This window comes from Varibaculum vaginae, assembly GCF_900604285.1.
Classification (GTDB): domain Bacteria; phylum Actinomycetota; class Actinomycetes; order Actinomycetales; family Actinomycetaceae; genus Varibaculum; species Varibaculum vaginae.
Genome location: NZ_UWNY01000001.1, coordinates 284,676 through 298,819, shown reverse-complemented (window position 1 = coordinate 298,819; position 14,144 = coordinate 284,676). Strand labels below are relative to the sequence as shown.

Annotated in this window: 12 protein-coding genes; 7 read left to right on the top strand and 5 right to left on the bottom strand. The window is 51.6% G+C overall.

What is annotated here, in order from left to right; translation table 11 throughout:
* Positions 1-154 precede the first annotated feature (154 nt).
* Positions 155-1,600 carry an adenylosuccinate lyase gene (gene purB / locus EFB02_RS01265; protein WP_122819641.1) on the bottom strand — a complete coding sequence of 482 codons (1,446 nt, stop codon included), beginning with the start codon at positions 1,598-1,600 and terminating at the stop codon, positions 155-157.
* A 148-nt stretch (positions 1,601-1,748) separates the two neighbouring features.
* On the opposite strand from purB, the gene hisC reads away from it, so the two are divergent.
* Positions 1,749-2,804 (top strand): histidinol-phosphate transaminase, encoded by a 1,056-nt coding sequence (gene hisC / locus EFB02_RS01260; RefSeq protein WP_122819639.1) that lies wholly within the window; start codon positions 1,749-1,751, stop codon positions 2,802-2,804.
* 40 nt (positions 2,805-2,844) lie between these two features.
* On the opposite strand, the gene EFB02_RS01255 is transcribed toward hisC, so the two are convergent.
* From EFB02_RS01255 to hemL, 3 genes are all read right to left on the bottom strand, one after another.
* Positions 2,845-3,552: a hypothetical protein gene (locus EFB02_RS01255; protein WP_122819637.1), complete on the bottom strand. Its 708-nt coding sequence runs from the start codon at positions 3,550-3,552 to the stop codon at positions 2,845-2,847.
* Positions 3,553-5,118 carry a hypothetical protein gene (locus tag EFB02_RS01250; RefSeq protein WP_122819635.1) on the bottom strand — a complete coding sequence of 522 codons (1,566 nt, stop codon included), beginning with the start codon at positions 5,116-5,118 and terminating at the stop codon, positions 3,553-3,555. It abuts the gene before it with no gap.
* A gap of 148 nt (positions 5,119-5,266) precedes the next feature.
* Entirely contained in the window at positions 5,267-6,682 is a 1,416-nt protein-coding gene (gene hemL / locus EFB02_RS01245; RefSeq protein ID WP_122819633.1) for a glutamate-1-semialdehyde 2,1-aminomutase, read from the bottom strand.
* Between the two features lie 149 nt (positions 6,683-6,831).
* On the opposite strand from hemL, the gene EFB02_RS01240 reads away from it, so the two are divergent.
* Genes EFB02_RS01240 through EFB02_RS01230 form a run of 3 tightly spaced genes read left to right on the top strand, consistent with a single transcriptional unit; the run spans position 6,832 to position 7,821 of the window.
* A complete protein-coding gene (locus EFB02_RS01240) occupies positions 6,832-7,044 on the top strand; it encodes a DUF4244 domain-containing protein (protein WP_122819631.1) in 213 nt (70 codons plus the stop codon).
* A gap of 10 nt (positions 7,045-7,054) precedes the next feature.
* Complete coding sequence (locus EFB02_RS01235; RefSeq protein WP_200831520.1) at positions 7,055-7,444, top strand: TadE/TadG family type IV pilus assembly protein; 390 nt, start codon at positions 7,055-7,057, stop codon at positions 7,442-7,444.
* A complete protein-coding gene (locus EFB02_RS01230) occupies positions 7,441-7,821 on the top strand; it encodes an Rv3654c family TadE-like protein (protein ID WP_122819629.1) in 381 nt (126 codons plus the stop codon). The genes EFB02_RS01235 and EFB02_RS01230 overlap by 4 nt, the downstream gene beginning before the upstream one ends.
* An 11-nt stretch (positions 7,822-7,832) precedes the next feature.
* On the opposite strand, the gene EFB02_RS01225 is transcribed toward EFB02_RS01230, so the two are convergent.
* Positions 7,833-10,289 (bottom strand): DEAD/DEAH box helicase, encoded by a 2,457-nt coding sequence (locus EFB02_RS01225; RefSeq protein ID WP_122819627.1) that lies wholly within the window; start codon positions 10,287-10,289, stop codon positions 7,833-7,835.
* Between the two features lie 98 nt (positions 10,290-10,387).
* On the opposite strand from EFB02_RS01225, the gene EFB02_RS01220 reads away from it, so the two are divergent.
* The 3 genes from EFB02_RS01220 (at position 10,388) to EFB02_RS01210 (ending at position 14,099) form a co-directional block, all read left to right on the top strand.
* A complete protein-coding gene (locus EFB02_RS01220) occupies positions 10,388-11,302 on the top strand; it encodes a phosphatase PAP2 family protein (protein ID WP_122819625.1) in 915 nt (304 codons plus the stop codon).
* 237 nt (positions 11,303-11,539) lie between these two features.
* Complete coding sequence (locus tag EFB02_RS01215; protein ID WP_122819623.1) at positions 11,540-13,363, top strand: ribonucleoside triphosphate reductase; 1,824 nt, start codon at positions 11,540-11,542, stop codon at positions 13,361-13,363.
* Positions 13,356-14,099 carry an anaerobic ribonucleoside-triphosphate reductase activating protein gene (locus tag EFB02_RS01210; protein ID WP_234992685.1) on the top strand — a complete coding sequence of 248 codons (744 nt, stop codon included), beginning with the start codon at positions 13,356-13,358 and terminating at the stop codon, positions 14,097-14,099. Before EFB02_RS01215 ends, EFB02_RS01210 begins: the two co-directional genes overlap by 8 nt.
* The last annotated feature ends 45 nt before the right edge of the window (positions 14,100-14,144 follow it).

Sequence of the window (14,144 nt, the reverse complement as noted above, 5' to 3'; positions counted from 1 at the left end):
GCGTGGTCACTAAATTGCCAGCTGAAAATTATCTAATCTAGGTAAGATAGCTCACATAAGGCTTTAACCTTGATAAATATCCAGAGGATGCTCGTAATTTTTCTGTAATCCCGCTGTAAACTTTTTATTTTTAATACTTACCAGTCGGTAAGTATTAATTTTGGGGTAGTTCTCCGTTAGCCAGCTCGGGGGCATAACCGATATAGGTTTGGGGGGTGAGCGCTGCTAGCCGTGCCTGTGCATCCTCAGACAGGCCTAAAGATAGTACAAAGTCTCTCATAGCTGCTTGATCAACTTTGCTATCGCGGGTGAGCTTTTTTAGACGCTCATACGGGTTATCCATCCCGGGAGTACCGGCTAAGCCTTCGACCCGCATCACCTGCTGCACTGCCTCTCCAAGAACCTCCCAGTTTCGATCAAGGTCACGCGCCATCACTTGATCGGCTATATCAAGTCCATTGAGACCACCCGAAAGATTATAGAGGGCGAGCAGGGAATGCCCGATTGCCACTCCGATATTGCGTTGGGTGGAAGAATCTGTAAGGTCACGTTGCAATCTGGAGGTAACCAGGGTTTGTGCCAAGGTTTCCAGTAGCGCACACGAAATCTCCAGATTGGCTTCTGCGTTTTCAAAGCGGATGGGATTGACCTTATGGGGCATAGTAGAAGAACCTGTCGAGCCTTGCGCTGCCAAGTTTTGGTGGAAGTAGGCCATCGAGATGTAGGTCCAGCAGTCTGTCGCCAGATTGTGCATAATCCGGTTGACCCTAGCCAGGTCGCTATACAGCTCGCTTTGCCAGTCATGGGACTCAATCTGGGTGGTAAGAGGATTCCAGGTTAGCCCTAGATGTTCCACGAATGACTTCGCCAGCTGCGGCCAGTTAGCACTGGGCACAGCCACTTTATGTGCGGCCCAGGTACCAGTCGCACCGTTTATTTTGCCTAAATACTCGGCATTTTCAATCCGGCTAATCTGTCGTTTTAGACGGTAAGCGAACACTGCCATTTCTTTACCGAGAGTCACCGGGGTAGCTGGTTGACCATGAGTGTGTGCCAGCATAGGTACTTCAGCGGCTTTACAGGCAAGTTCATCAAGTTGTTTTACAAGCTTCTTGGCTTGCGGGAGCCACACTTTTTCTACAGCACCTTTAATCCCGATCCCGTAGGCCAGATTATTAATATCTTCAGAAGTGCAGAAAATATGTACGGCAGCCAAGTAGTGGGGTAAATCGGTTTCCGCTAAAACATCTGCCGCGCGACGCAGACGTTCTTGTAAGAAATACTCGACCGCCTTCACATCGTGCTTGGTTTCCGCTTCGATTTGTTTCAGCTCCGCTACCTCGGTCTCGCCGAAACTCTCTATCAGGGAGCGTAGGTAGCGTTTGTCCTCCTCAGAAAAAGGAGGTACCCCTTTTAATACTCGGTTGTCAGCCAGGAAAATCAGCCACTCTACCTCCACTAAAAGCCGGGCACGGTTAAGAGCCGGTTCGGACAGGTAGTTAGTTAGCGCAGCTACGTGGGAGCGGTAACGTCCATCTAAGGGGCCTAAAGCAGTATCGGTGTGGGCGAAATCAAAACAGTTATCAAGCAGGGTTTGCATGACTCCTATTATGACACGGTCAATAGGGGTCAGTCGTAGTGCGTACTTGGGGGAGCTGACAGATCAGGGGTGAGTGGTGAACATCCCCACCAGCCGTATTTTTTGAAACGGGCGAGCAGTATCTGCCATAAGGGAGCAAACTTAAGTTATGACCCAAGTTAGATTTCGGCAGGCACTTGCTACTCTTCCCACCTATGTCGCCGGCAAAGGCGAGGCGGGAAAAGTAGTTAAACTCTCCAGTAACGAGCTTCCGTTCCCGCCTGACTCATCGGTTATCCAGGCAGGTGTAAATGCTTTATCATCGGCTAACCGCTATCCGAGTGCGATTGGTAGCGCCCTAGTAGAAAAACTAGCTGCCCGCTTTGGTCTGGAGCAAAACCAAGTGGTGGTAGGTCCCGGCTCCATTCAAGTGCTCGCTAATGCAATTACTGCCGTAGCACAGGCGAACAATAACGTAATTTACCCTTGGCGTTCTTTTGAGGCATACCCGATTTTGGTGGGAATCACCGGTGCCTCTTCCCGGAAGATTCCGCTCACCGAACAGGGTAGTCATGATTTAAAGGCCATTTTAGAGGCAGTAGATGCAGATACCTCAGCAGTTATTCTCTGCAGTCCCAATAACCCCACCGGTTCATCCCTATCGGCAGAGCAGGTTCGCGAATTTTTAAAGGTTTTACCCCATACGGTGCTGGCAGTTCTGGATGAAGCCTATTTCGAGTTCGATACCTCTCCCGGGCATGTTGATGGTACGGATTTACTTGCAGATTTTCCTAACTTACTGGTGCTACGAACTTTTTCAAAAGCCTATGGGATGGCGGGGCTGCGTTGCGGCTATGGTTTAACCAGTCCCCAGGTGGCGGCGGCAATCCGCAAAGTGGCAACCCCCTTTGGACTGTCAAATGTGGCAGAAGCATGCGCGCTGGCGGCGTTAGCGGCGGAGGAAACCGTGCGTCAGCAAGTAGGCGAGATTACTCAAGAACGAGAGCGGGTATTGAATATACTGCGCGACAATGGTTGGAATATTCCGCAGGCAGGCGGTAATTTTATTTGGTTTAACGGGCAAATAGGCGCGGAAATTCAGGCAGCTATGCTTTCCCAGGGGATACAAACCCGCGGTTTTCCTGAAGGGCTGAGGGTAACTATCGGTAGCCGCACAGAAAATGATCAGTTCTTGATGGTAATGAGGGATATAAAACCCAGTTAGATCCCTATTTTGTGGAGCCGGGAAGTTAGCTAGCAAACTTTTATAGCAGCAGCTCGCGGTAGTGCCAAAATAGGTCACGCCGCCAATCAGCGATCGCGGGGTTTACCACTATCACCTGGGGAAAATCGCGATTAAGCTGCTCACTAAGGAAGGCGGGAATCTCTTGAGGTACGCCGTCAGGATTAACTAAGAACAGTACTGGCCATGCGTCTGGTTTAAAACCGTGAAACTCTGCAGTGAGAACACGTAGCATTTGCCCGGCGGGCACCCTTAAACGCTGCGTTAGTACGTTTAGCAGTTGGTTATGATTGTCAGTGGCTGGAGTGACTGCTAGGGATTCAGAGGCAATCGGGGTGAGTGCATCTTCGCTAGGAAGACCGGCAACCAGAGTGTGCAGACGTGGAAGATTATGCGCCTCTAGGGTGATCTCAAACTTTCCGCCCGGATTTAAAATGGCTCCCAAAGGAGCAAATTTTGTGCTGATTTCCTCCACATGCTCAGTTAAAAGCGCAGCTTTTATCGGGGAGGTATCGGTTGCTCGCAGACGAGTGGAATAGGTGAGTAAAAAATGGGAATCATCGCTATGCGTGACTTGCCCACTGCTATAAACCGGATAAATTGCGAGGGCACGAAGCAAAGGTTCGAGTCGACCAGTAGCAGCCGACATATAGATAGCTTCATCAAGAGGTTGATCTTTTTCGCGTTTTAGACGGAAGTTACGAAACCGGGTACGCCATGGTTTTTTCATCTACGGATGCATCCGCGAAAAAGCAAGTAACCCGATACCGGAAATACCGGAAGCTGCCAGACCGAAAGCAAATACCGCGAGAGAGGAGGAACGAACCCATTCTTGAGCAGCTTGCTTGGTAGAAGTGCTATCCGCCTGGAACTTTAAGGAACTTCCGCTATCGGTATAGGTATTGGAATCGGAACCATTTGTATTGGCAGAGTAATGCTTAGGGGCCGCAGAGTCAGCCTGATTTCCAGATGATTTCCCAGCATCTGCAGAGATTGTTGTCGGGGCGGGAAGGGTGAGGAATGCACCTGCCAGCGGTTGGGGTAGTTGCGCGTGACCTAGGGAGTTGCCAGTCCTGGCAGTGTTAGCACTGTCAAGCCGCGAACTCGCATGTAAGTGGGGAGAAGAATAGCTCTGAGCATTAGTGGAGGTACCTGTAGGCTTGCGGTCGGAATTAGGTCGAGTATGAGAATTTTCGTTCCCGACTCCCTCCGAGGGTATCCAAGGATGAGGATTTAACCCAGGATCGAGGGTGGAATCATTTCCTGACTGGGAATTTTCGCCAGTATCTCCGTGACCTGGCGTGGGATTAACGGGGGTGGTGTCTTCGGGATTGGGGGTGGGGACAGGTCCTGGCTGGGGGTTTTCCTCATTATCTCCGTGGCTTGGCGTCGGTGTTTCAGGAGTATTTTCTCCCGGGTCGGGAGTGGGAGGAATCTCTGATCCTTCCCCAGAGTTTCCATCAACGATATCCTGCAGATCTTGAGGGATTGCGGCTTCTTTACCAACGATAAAGGTGTAGGCCATTTCAGCCTGGTAAATTTTTCCAGGCTGTCCGGGGTCTTCGGTAATCGCCTTCAGGTTGATGGTATAAAACCCAGATTGGCTAAAGCGCAGGTTAATAACGTCTTCTCTGCTTACTAGGGTATTTTTGAAGCCGCTATCGGAACTGTTTTGAGCCAGGGAATGAGGCATTTCTTGGTAGGTGCCACCAGATTGTTCTGACCGTGATTCTATTTTCGTTTCCGGATTCCAAGCTTTTACTTTGGTAACTTGGAAAACTGTCTGAGTTTTATCGCTGAAACCGGAGGCGGATAAGGCCGATTTATCTGCACTAAACAGGGTTCCGTAATAGACTCGCGCGACTATCTGTCCACTTTGATCGGAAGCTACCCGCACGCAGGTGCCGAATTTGGGTTTGTAGGTCGTGGTTTCTTCGCCCCGCTCATTTATGGTTTTAAGGGTGCGGGTGTCAGTGAACTGATTACTAGAGTCAACCCCGGACTTCCAGGTGGTATTGGTATACCCCAGATAGGTGTTTCCATTTGCGTACCCCAAGTAAATCGGGGTGTTTACAGCGGTGTCGTTAACAAATCCGGATCCACCAGGGCAATTAGCCTTTGCCCAGTCATTCAAATTTTGGGTTCCAGACGCTGGTGTTGCTGAGGAATTACTGGTCGGCGGCGTGTCGAGAGTAGTGGCAAAGGCGGAAGGAGCAGAGCAGAAGCCAATGTACAGCGGCGCCGCTGCCACTAGAGTTGTGGCAGCAAAACTGCTGATCTTGCGCAGAATGCTCATAGCTAATCGAAACTTTCCAACCCAATTAGTATTATCAACACAAGTGTATCACAACATTAAAGTTTAGCGATAGAGTTTTAATCGAAGTTAACGCAAATTCCTGGGGTAATGAGCGTTCAATTAGAAAGGGTGTCGAAATAGCTTTAACTTAATTATCTTCCTTAGCTTCGGCAGCAGCCCGCATCGCAGAGGGAAGCGCCTCAAGAATGTGTCCCACTGCCCGGTCATCGTGAGCAGAAGACACGAACCAAGCCTCAAACCCGGAGGGTGGTAAAGCGATATTTTCTTCCTCCATCGCGTGGAAGAACGCGCGGTAACGGAAAGTTTCCTGCGCATTGGCCTGCTCGAAATTAGTTACTCCATTTTCTGCTGGACCTTCCCCGAAGAACACCGAGAACAAACTGCCTGCCCGGTTGACTTTCAACGCTACCTCCGCTTCCGCGGCCTCGTGCTCAATCGCCCCGATGAGAGCGTCAGCAACCGCAGTAGTGCGGGCATAGACCGCGTGGTCGGCTAACTCCAAAGTTTTCAGACCGGCCGCGGTGGCCAATGGGTTACCCGAAAGGGTTCCGGCCTGGTAAACCGGTCCCAGGGGAGACAGCTGCTCCATAATTTCCCGAGATCCACCTAAAGCGGCCAGCGGCATGCCCCCGCCGATGACTTTTCCGAAAGTGAAGATGTCCGGCACGAACTCCATTTTTTCTAACTGGCTTTCCCGCCAGCTAGCCAGCTCGTCCTCGTTGGAAAAATCAGGAAGCCTAGCAGGTAAATCAATCCAATAATCATTTTGTAAACCCCAATACCCCGAGGGACCTACCCGGAAACCAGTTAGCACTTCGTCGGTAATCATTAACGCCCCGTACTTGCTGGTGAGTGTACGAATATGTTGATTGAAGCCAGGCAGTGGTGGCACCACTCCCATATTGGCAGGGCAGGATTCACAAATAACCGCCGCGACTTGTTCCCCTTTACGCTCAAAGGTTTCGGTAAGGACGTCAAAGTCGTTATAGGGGAGGACGATGGTTTCGGCCGCAACCGCTGCGGTCACCCCGGCAGAGCCAGGCAGTCCCTGGGTGGCCACCCCGGAACCAGCTGCGGCCAAAAGACCATCGGAGTGCCCGTGATAGCAGCCGGCAAACTTGATGATTAAGTCACGTCCGGTAACTCCCCGCGCCAGACGGATAGCGGTCATAGTGGCTTCGGTACCGGTAGAAACCATGCGGACTTGTTCACAGGAAGGCATCCTGGCGGTAATTGCCTGTGCCAGCTTGGTTTCACTTACCGTAGGGGCACCAAAAGAGAGGCCTTTGGCAGCGGCTTCTTGCACTGCCCGCACCACCGGGGGACAGGAGTGTCCTAGCAGTGCCGGTCCCCAGGAACAGACCAAATCCACAAAAGTGTTGTCTTCTTCATCACGTACGTAGGCGCCGAAGGCCTCTTTGATGAAGTGCGGCGTGCCGCCCACGCTTCCGTAGGCGCGTACCGGAGAGTTAACGCCTCCAGGGATTGCTTTGCGTGCCTGGGCGAATAGTTCTTTATCGGATTGGTTTGCTTGCTCGCTCATGCGCCCATTATCGCCCACAAGTCCCCAAGGAGTGATAATCGCAGTGTTTGCAGACCGATTTATGCGGACATTGTTAGGGGTCTCTCCCCCACGGAATCCTGGTATCACCACAGGCCGAAGCGGGTCTGGGGATAAGGAAAGGGGAAGGGATGAAGAATTTGGCGTTACGAACACTGGTGTGGGTACAAACCCGGCAGGCGATTGGCCGCTTGAAAACCGAGGAGGACGGGATGACTACCGCTGAATATGCGATCGGCACTTTAGCGGCAGCAGCGTTTGCCGGCTTATTGATGGCAGTGATTAAGGGAGGAGGGATAAAAAGTGCCTTAACTGCAATTATTCAACAGGCGCTCGCGATTTAAAGTGAGAAAAATGTTCAGGCATCATCCGCGGTCGGCGCAGTTTTGGCAGTGGCTGCGCCGACTGTGGCAAATGCGGCGGGAAAGTCAGGGCGGCTACGCCACCGTTGAGACCGCCTTGGCTTTGCCCGCGCTAGTGGCGGTAGCAGCTTTGGGCTTGGGAGCCGGCGTGGCGGGGGCTGCCAAAGTGCAAGTTTGTGATGCAGCTAGGACTGCCGCCCGCGGGGCAAGTATAGGTGTGCCCTGGCGAGGCGCAACCGGGGTGGCGGTGAAGATAAACTCTGGCGGGCAATGGGTTAATGCTATTGCCAGCAAAAGATTGGTGGGGCCGGTATTACCAGTTGTTACCTGCCAGGCCAGTGCACTTAAAGAAACTGAGTTAATGATGGGGTTAGAGCGGTGAATCCTTGTTGGGGGCGAAGAAAACTAAATTCCGCAGAGCTAGAAGCAGGCTCCGCCACGATTTGGGCGGTGGGATTCATTTGTCTGTTGACGGCACTGGCGGTGGGAATTGGGCTGTTAAATGGGATTTTTGTCGCGAAGGTGCGAGCACAAAGTGGAGCCGATTTTGCAGCTTTAGCCGCCGCCCAAACCCATTTTTTCGGCGGTACAAATACTCCTTGCTCCGCAGCTGAGAAAGTTGCTCTCGAAAACCAGGTTTCCCTAGTTACTTGTAGCTTGCATACTTCTGAGGTGAGAGTTGAAGTTAACGTAAAAACCCTTTCTAACTGGGAAGTTAAAGCTCATTCGCGAGCCGGACCTGCCCTAAGTAAGGATTAAACGCCAGTAGTTTATTCGCCCTGAAAGATGGAGTGCAAAAATTCCAAAAGATCACGTCCTGCGGATTTCGATAGCATTTTGTTTCCGTTCCCACATTTGGGGGAGTGAATACAGCGGGGGCATCCCTCTTTACAGGAGCACTCATTTACCTGCCTATAAGTTAAATCTAGCCAGGTTGAAAGCTGGCGAAATCCATGCCGCGCAAAACCGGCGCCTCCGGCATTTCCATCGTAGATAAACACCGTTGGTAACCCAGTTTCCAAATGCTGCGTCAAAGATAGTCCTCCCAGATCCCAGCGGTCACAAGTAGCCACTAGAGGAAGCATTCCGATGAGGGCGTGTTCAGTGGCATGCAATCCCCCTCCCAAAAGCTGTTCTTCGTTTAGCTGTAACTGATTAATTATCTTTTCTTCGAGCGTGAACCAGCTGCCGGTGGTTTGCAGGGTTCGGGTGGGGCAATCCAGCTGAAAAGTAGCTTGATAATCGTGACCAGGTAGGCGTAGTAAATCAAAAGAAGTAACCGTATTTTGTACCTCGATTCTGCCATAATGCCAGTTGACTCCTAGCGGATGGGTTAGCGGAGTTACTTCTTCCGACAGAATCGAAATACTGGTATCTATGTTCGCACGGGTACGTAGCATTTGGGGGCCAGGAACTACTTGTGCGGTATCCTCATCGCGAGCGCAAACTTGCCAGACGTGGCCTTGATGCACATAGATAGCATCGGGATGTAACACGCTATCAGCACGGGAGCTATCAACAGTACCCACTACTTGCGCACTTTCGGCCTCAATGATCTGTATCTGACCGAGATCGCCGCGAATTTTTACCTCTTCCCAAGGCGAGAAGGGTTTGGTGATATCGAAACAAAGTCCTGCCGGCCTTTCTACCAGCAAACCCTGCCGCTGAAGCTCCGACATAATCTGGGCGCTCCTCTCCCCAAATAAGGAAATATCTTTACGGGTCAAAGGGAGTTCGGCGGCGGCACAGAGCAGTTGGGGAGCTGAAACGAATGGGTTTTCGGTGTCGAAGACTATGGCTTCAACGGGGTGGAAAATTTCTTCTGGGTGGTTTGCTAAAAAATCATCTAAAGGATTATCGGAAACCACCAGGATGCCGACTCCTTCTTGCCCCCCGCGCCCAGATCTCCCTATTTGTTGAAAGAAACTGGCGCGAGTTCCCGGCCACGAACAGGTAATGGTAGCGTCCAGCCCGGAAATATCGATTCCCAATTCCAGGGCGGAAGTTGCCGATAGGCCTTGTAAGACGCCTTCGCGCAGGTCTTTTTCTAACTTTCGCCGCTCCTCTGGCAGGTAGCCACCACGATAGGCAGCCACCTGAGACATTAACGATGGATTGCGGGTACTGAGCTGATCTCGGGCAACCTGGGCGATTGTTTCCACCCCTTGTCGGGAGGATGCGAAGGCCAGCACTCGCCCTCCGTTATTTACTAGCTGAGCCAGTAGCCGCCCACCTTCCCAAATGGCGGGATAACGTGGTTTTTCATCTTGTTTACCTGCAGGATGGGCGGTTTCATTGGTACCGGAAAGTTTCTGGTTTTCTAAGACGAAAGCTTCTGATTGTCCTGGGGTTTGCTTACTTTCTTCTCCGAAATTTTGGCTATCCCAACAGGCAGGATCGCTCGCTTCAATTACCGGTGGGCGCCAGATCAGTACTGTATGGGTTCCAGCGCCGGAACTATCGTGGTCGATAACTTTAAGGTTGCGGGTTTCACCCAAAAGATTAGTGGCATGAGCTGCCGGATTAGCAGTAGTGGCTGACAGTAGAGCAAAGACTGGTTGGGCTTGATAATGGCGACTAAGGCGGTGTAGTCGGCGTAAAATTAAGGCCACATTTGCTCCCAACACTCCGCGGTAATAATGTGCCTCATCTATGACCACCAACGAAAGGCTGCGCAGGAATGGTCGCCAAAGCTTGTGTCCGCGCAAAATAGCGAAATGTAAGAAATCCGGGTTGGTTAGCACGATATCCGCGCTTGCTCGAGCCCACTTTTTAACTTCTTCGGAGCTATCGCCGTCTACCGGAGCCACCTGCAAATCTAGATTGGCAAGCTCAGACCAACGATTCAAAGCCGCCGCCTGGTCGCGAGCCAGTGCCTTAGTCGGTGCCAAGTAAAGGGCGGTGGGTCGTATCCCTTTAAGGTGAGTAACGGCGTTCTTTGCTTGGGTGTTTTGGGCTAGGAACCCAAGCCATGCGGCCAAAGATTTTCCCGAACCAGTACCGGTAGTTAGAATCACATTCTGGCCATTGTAAAGTGCATTTGCACAGTTAGCTTGATGTTCCCATAGTTTGTCTATTCCGGCGGAGGTAAGTCCCGTCCGTAAATTTTTTCCAACCCAACTGGGCCAAGGAGCAAAACTAGCGTGGCGAGCTGGAAGCACTTTTTCGTAAAGCAACTGATCACTGCTCAGGGATCGTAATCCTGCCAGTAGATTATCCATCCTCATTAGTTACTCCTTTCCTTAGCGACAATGTTTAGTTACAACACGCAGCTAAATTCCCGGCGATTGTGGAAACCAGGGGGGTGACAAAATAAGGTTAAAGCATGAGTAGTGGGGTGAGAAGTAGTTTAACCGCTGGTTATGTGCGCCGTTTTTCGGCAGCCTTCCTTGCTGCACTACTATTGGTGGCCTGCTATTTGCTTTTTGTGCGTACCCGCGCAGGACAAGCAACTGATACGCTCGCCATGTTTGCGCTATCTGATCTCAACCGTTCGTTTGCGCCTTGGGATCAGGTGTTGCTACGGGAATGGTACCTGTTTATTTTGCTTCCCTTAATCGCTGTGGCGGTGATCGTGGCGCTGGTGAGACGACGTTTTGCGTTGGGTGCGCGCATGTTAGTTATGGTGGTGGCCGCCACCGTCACTACTCAGGTGTTAAAACATCTGGTGCTGTCCAGACCCGCTTTGGGGATCACCTACTATATGACCAACTCTTTCCCCTCGGGTCACACTACGGCGGCAGGAGCGGCAGCTGTTGCGTTAGTGATGGTGGCGGCTGATCGCTGGCGGGAAGTGGCTACCTATCTCTCGGCTCTGGTGCTCTGGATGGTGGCTCTAGCGGTGGTTGTAGCGCGTTGGCATCGGCCATCGGATGTATTTGCTGCCATCGGTGTAGTTGCAGTGTTCGCTTTATTGCTTTCTCCCCTGGAGCTGGGCGGAGAGCGTGGAAAGCGAGCGTTGCGACGAGGACGTATTTTCACTCCCTTTGCGGCAGCCATTGCGCTGGTAGGAGTAGTTATGGTTGCCTACTGTTACTACCAGTTAGCTAAGGGGGGCAACTATTTTATGGTCGGTAGTGCTACCGCAGATCTCAGCCAGCTAGCTAAAATTCGTCACCCCCTCGCCCTTATGTTGGCGGGGGGAACGGTTCTTTCCTTGGGGGGAGTCTGTTGGATTTTTGTTTTTGAGGTTGCCCGCGCGGGGATGCGGCCGCAAAAATCTTCCTCTCTCATTCGCTAGGGCTTAAGACCCAAAGTATTTGGGCAGGTCGAATGGGTACGCACTCGCGAATAAAGTAACTATCTTCGCTCTCGCCAGCAAATATGAGAAAAATCGGGAAAAACACAATATCTAGTGGTTTATATTTGGGAAACCTACTATATCTCGTGTGTCTATTAGTCTTTGTGGACAGTTTTACCTATAGTCGGTAGCGGTGGCTAAAAAGCCGGAGATGCAAATACATAGAAGAGGAAGAAGATGGAACCCCAGATAAAATCGAAACATTTGGTTGATCCTGCTCAGACGGTAAATGAGTATCTATCGAAAGCTGATTGGCGGGTAAACGCCAATGCGAACCAGGGTTATTCGCTGGGGGGGATGATTCTTAACTCTTCAGGTAAGTTGATTGCCAACTATTGGTTAAATGAAATCTACACTCCCGAAATTGGGCAGGCGCACCGCGAGGGTGACTATCATATTCACGACCTGGATATGTTCGCAGGCTACTGCGCAGGCTGGTCCCTAAAACAGTTGCTACAGGAAGGTTTTAACGGGGTGTCCGGTGCGATTGCTTCCAATGCTCCGCGCCATTTTTCCTCTGCGTGCGGGCAAATCGTAAACTTTTTGGGAACTTTGCAGAATGAGTGGGCAGGTGCCCAGGCTTTCTCTAGTTTCGACACCTATATGGCGCCGTTTATCCGCAAAGACAACCTGGATTACGAGCAGGTTCACCAGTGCATGCAGGAACTGATTTATAACCTAAATGTGCCTAGCCGTTGGGGCAGCCAATGCCCCTTCACTAACCTGACGTTCGACTGGACTTGCCCGGACGATCTGGTAGATGAACACCCCTTGATTGGGGATGAACTGATGGACTTCACCTACGGGGATCTATCTGAAGAAATGGAGATGATCAACCGGGCGTTCATTGAAGTGATGACCGCCGGAGATGCCGATGGGCGGGTATTTACCTTCCCCATCCCCACCTATAACATCACTCCCGACTTTGATTGGGATTCCCCCAACACCGAGCGGCTGTTTGCGATGACCGCCAAATACGGTCTGCCCTACTTCCAGAACTTCCTGAACTCGGATCTGGATCCCCACATGATTCGTTCGATGTGCTGTCGCTTGCAGCTAGATCTACGGGAACTCTTAAAACGAGGTAACGGGCTGTTTGGTTCGGCGGAGCAAACCGGCTCCCTAGGAGTAGTAACCATTAATATGGCGCGTCTCGGTTACCTTTATAAGGGCGATTTGGAAGGGCTTACTCAGCGCCTCGATTACCTGATTGACCTGGCCAGCCAGTCCCTAGAGAAGAAACGAGAAATAATTTCCTGGCATATGGATTCCGGTCTCTTCCCCTATACTCGTCGTTATCTGGGTACTCTCGATAACCATTTCTCCACTATTGGGGTAAATGGTATGAACGAGATGGTTCGTAACTTTACCGATGATGCAGATGACATTACCGGCGAGATGGGACATAAAATGTGTGCTGACCTGCTCGATCATATCCGAGAGCGGATGGTACAGTTGCAGGAAGCAACCGGTCACCTCTACAACTTAGAAGCTACCCCCGCTGAAGGGACCACATACCGTTTTGCGAAAGAGGACGCCAAACGTTTCCCCGGCATTATTCAGGCTGGAACTAAGGATGCTCCCTACTACACCAACTCTTCGCAGTTGCCAGTGGGTTACACCCAAGACGCTTTCCAAGCACTAGAAGAACAGGTAGAACTGCAAGGTAAATATACAGGTGGCACTGTGTTGCACCTGTATATGGGCGAAGCGATGAACTCCGCGGAGTCCTGCAAGACTTTGGTACATCGGGCGCTAGCTAACTTCAAGCTACCCTATATTACGATTACTCCCACCTTCTCCATCTGCCCGGTACACGGGTATTTGTCGGGTGAACATTTTGATTGCCCCAAGTGCGCTCAGGAAGGCAACCACGAGCAGCCCTGTGAGGTGTGGACGCGGGTTATGGGATACTTCCGTCCGGTGACTTCTTTCAATACCGGCAAGAAGAGTGAGTACGCCGAGCGCACCACTTTTTCACAAGAGTTAGCTGGTGTCTGATTCTTCGTTGCCTCCCCAGCCCAGTTTGCTGGGTCAGGCACGCCGACTCAATATCGCGGGTTTAGTGCCGTTTTCCACGGTCGACTGGCCGGGGAAAATTGTGGCGAGTGTCTTTTGCCAGGGCTGCCCTTGGCGCTGCACCTACTGCCAGAACTATGAAATCTTAGATTTCAAAGTGCCCGGAGCAGTGCCGTTTGCGGAGCTAGAGGACTTGTTAGGACGTCGAAAAAAACTGCTGGATGGGGTAGTTTTCTCCGGCGGGGAGGCGCTAGCACAGGCGGCCCTAATCCCGGCGGCTAGTTGGGTTAAGGGTCAGGGTTTCCAGGTGGGACTGCATGCGGCCGGCGCGTATCCTTCGCGCCTGCAAGAAATGTTAACTGCCGATCTGCTTGATTGGGTGGGTCTAGATATTAAAGCCATGCCCACTGACTACCGCAAGGTTACCGGGGTAGCGGGAGCAGCTAAAGCTTTTGCTTGCCTGGAGACGCTGTTGGCTAGCGGCGTTAACTATGAGGTGCGGTTAACCATATACCCAGGACATCCGGGGAAAGTGGTGGAATTGGCGCGGGATTTGGCTACGCGGGGGGTAAAAAACTTTGCCCTGCAGCAGGCACGCAAGTTGGGAGCTTCCCCAGAGTTTACGGCGCAAGCCGCCGGCTGGGATAGCCAGGTTAAGACCTGGGCTAAAGAAATCAAGGAGCTGGGGTTTGCAAACTTTTCTTTCCGTCCCGCTTGAGGAGGCGGCAGCTTTAGTATGCCTCACCCGTGTTGAAGTTAGTAA

What these genes read in the sequence shown, in the direction of transcription:
- EFB02_RS01220 (WP_122819625.1), top strand. Translation starts at nt 10,388, where the DNA reads ATGAGTAGTGGGGTGAGAAGTAGTTTAACCGCTGGTTATGTGCGCCGT.
- hisC (WP_122819639.1), top strand. Translation starts at nt 1,749, where the DNA reads ATGACCCAAGTTAGATTTCGGCAGGCACTTGCTACTCTTCCCACCTAT.
- EFB02_RS01250 (WP_122819635.1), bottom strand. Translation starts at nt 5,118, where the DNA reads ATGAGCATTCTGCGCAAGATCAGCAGTTTTGCTGCCACAACTCTAGTG.
- EFB02_RS01215 (WP_122819623.1), top strand. Translation starts at nt 11,540, where the DNA reads ATGGAACCCCAGATAAAATCGAAACATTTGGTTGATCCTGCTCAGACG.
- EFB02_RS01235 (WP_200831520.1), top strand. Translation starts at nt 7,055, where the DNA reads ATGTTCAGGCATCATCCGCGGTCGGCGCAGTTTTGGCAGTGGCTGCGC.
- hemL (WP_122819633.1), bottom strand. Translation starts at nt 6,682, where the DNA reads ATGAGCGAGCAAGCAAACCAATCCGATAAAGAACTATTCGCCCAGGCA.
- EFB02_RS01240 (WP_122819631.1), top strand. Translation starts at nt 6,832, where the DNA reads ATGAAGAATTTGGCGTTACGAACACTGGTGTGGGTACAAACCCGGCAG.
- purB (WP_122819641.1), bottom strand. Translation starts at nt 1,600, where the DNA reads ATGCAAACCCTGCTTGATAACTGTTTTGATTTCGCCCACACCGATACT.
- EFB02_RS01225 (WP_122819627.1), bottom strand. Translation starts at nt 10,289, where the DNA reads ATGAGGATGGATAATCTACTGGCAGGATTACGATCCCTGAGCAGTGAT.
- EFB02_RS01255 (WP_122819637.1), bottom strand. Translation starts at nt 3,552, where the DNA reads ATGAAAAAACCATGGCGTACCCGGTTTCGTAACTTCCGTCTAAAACGC.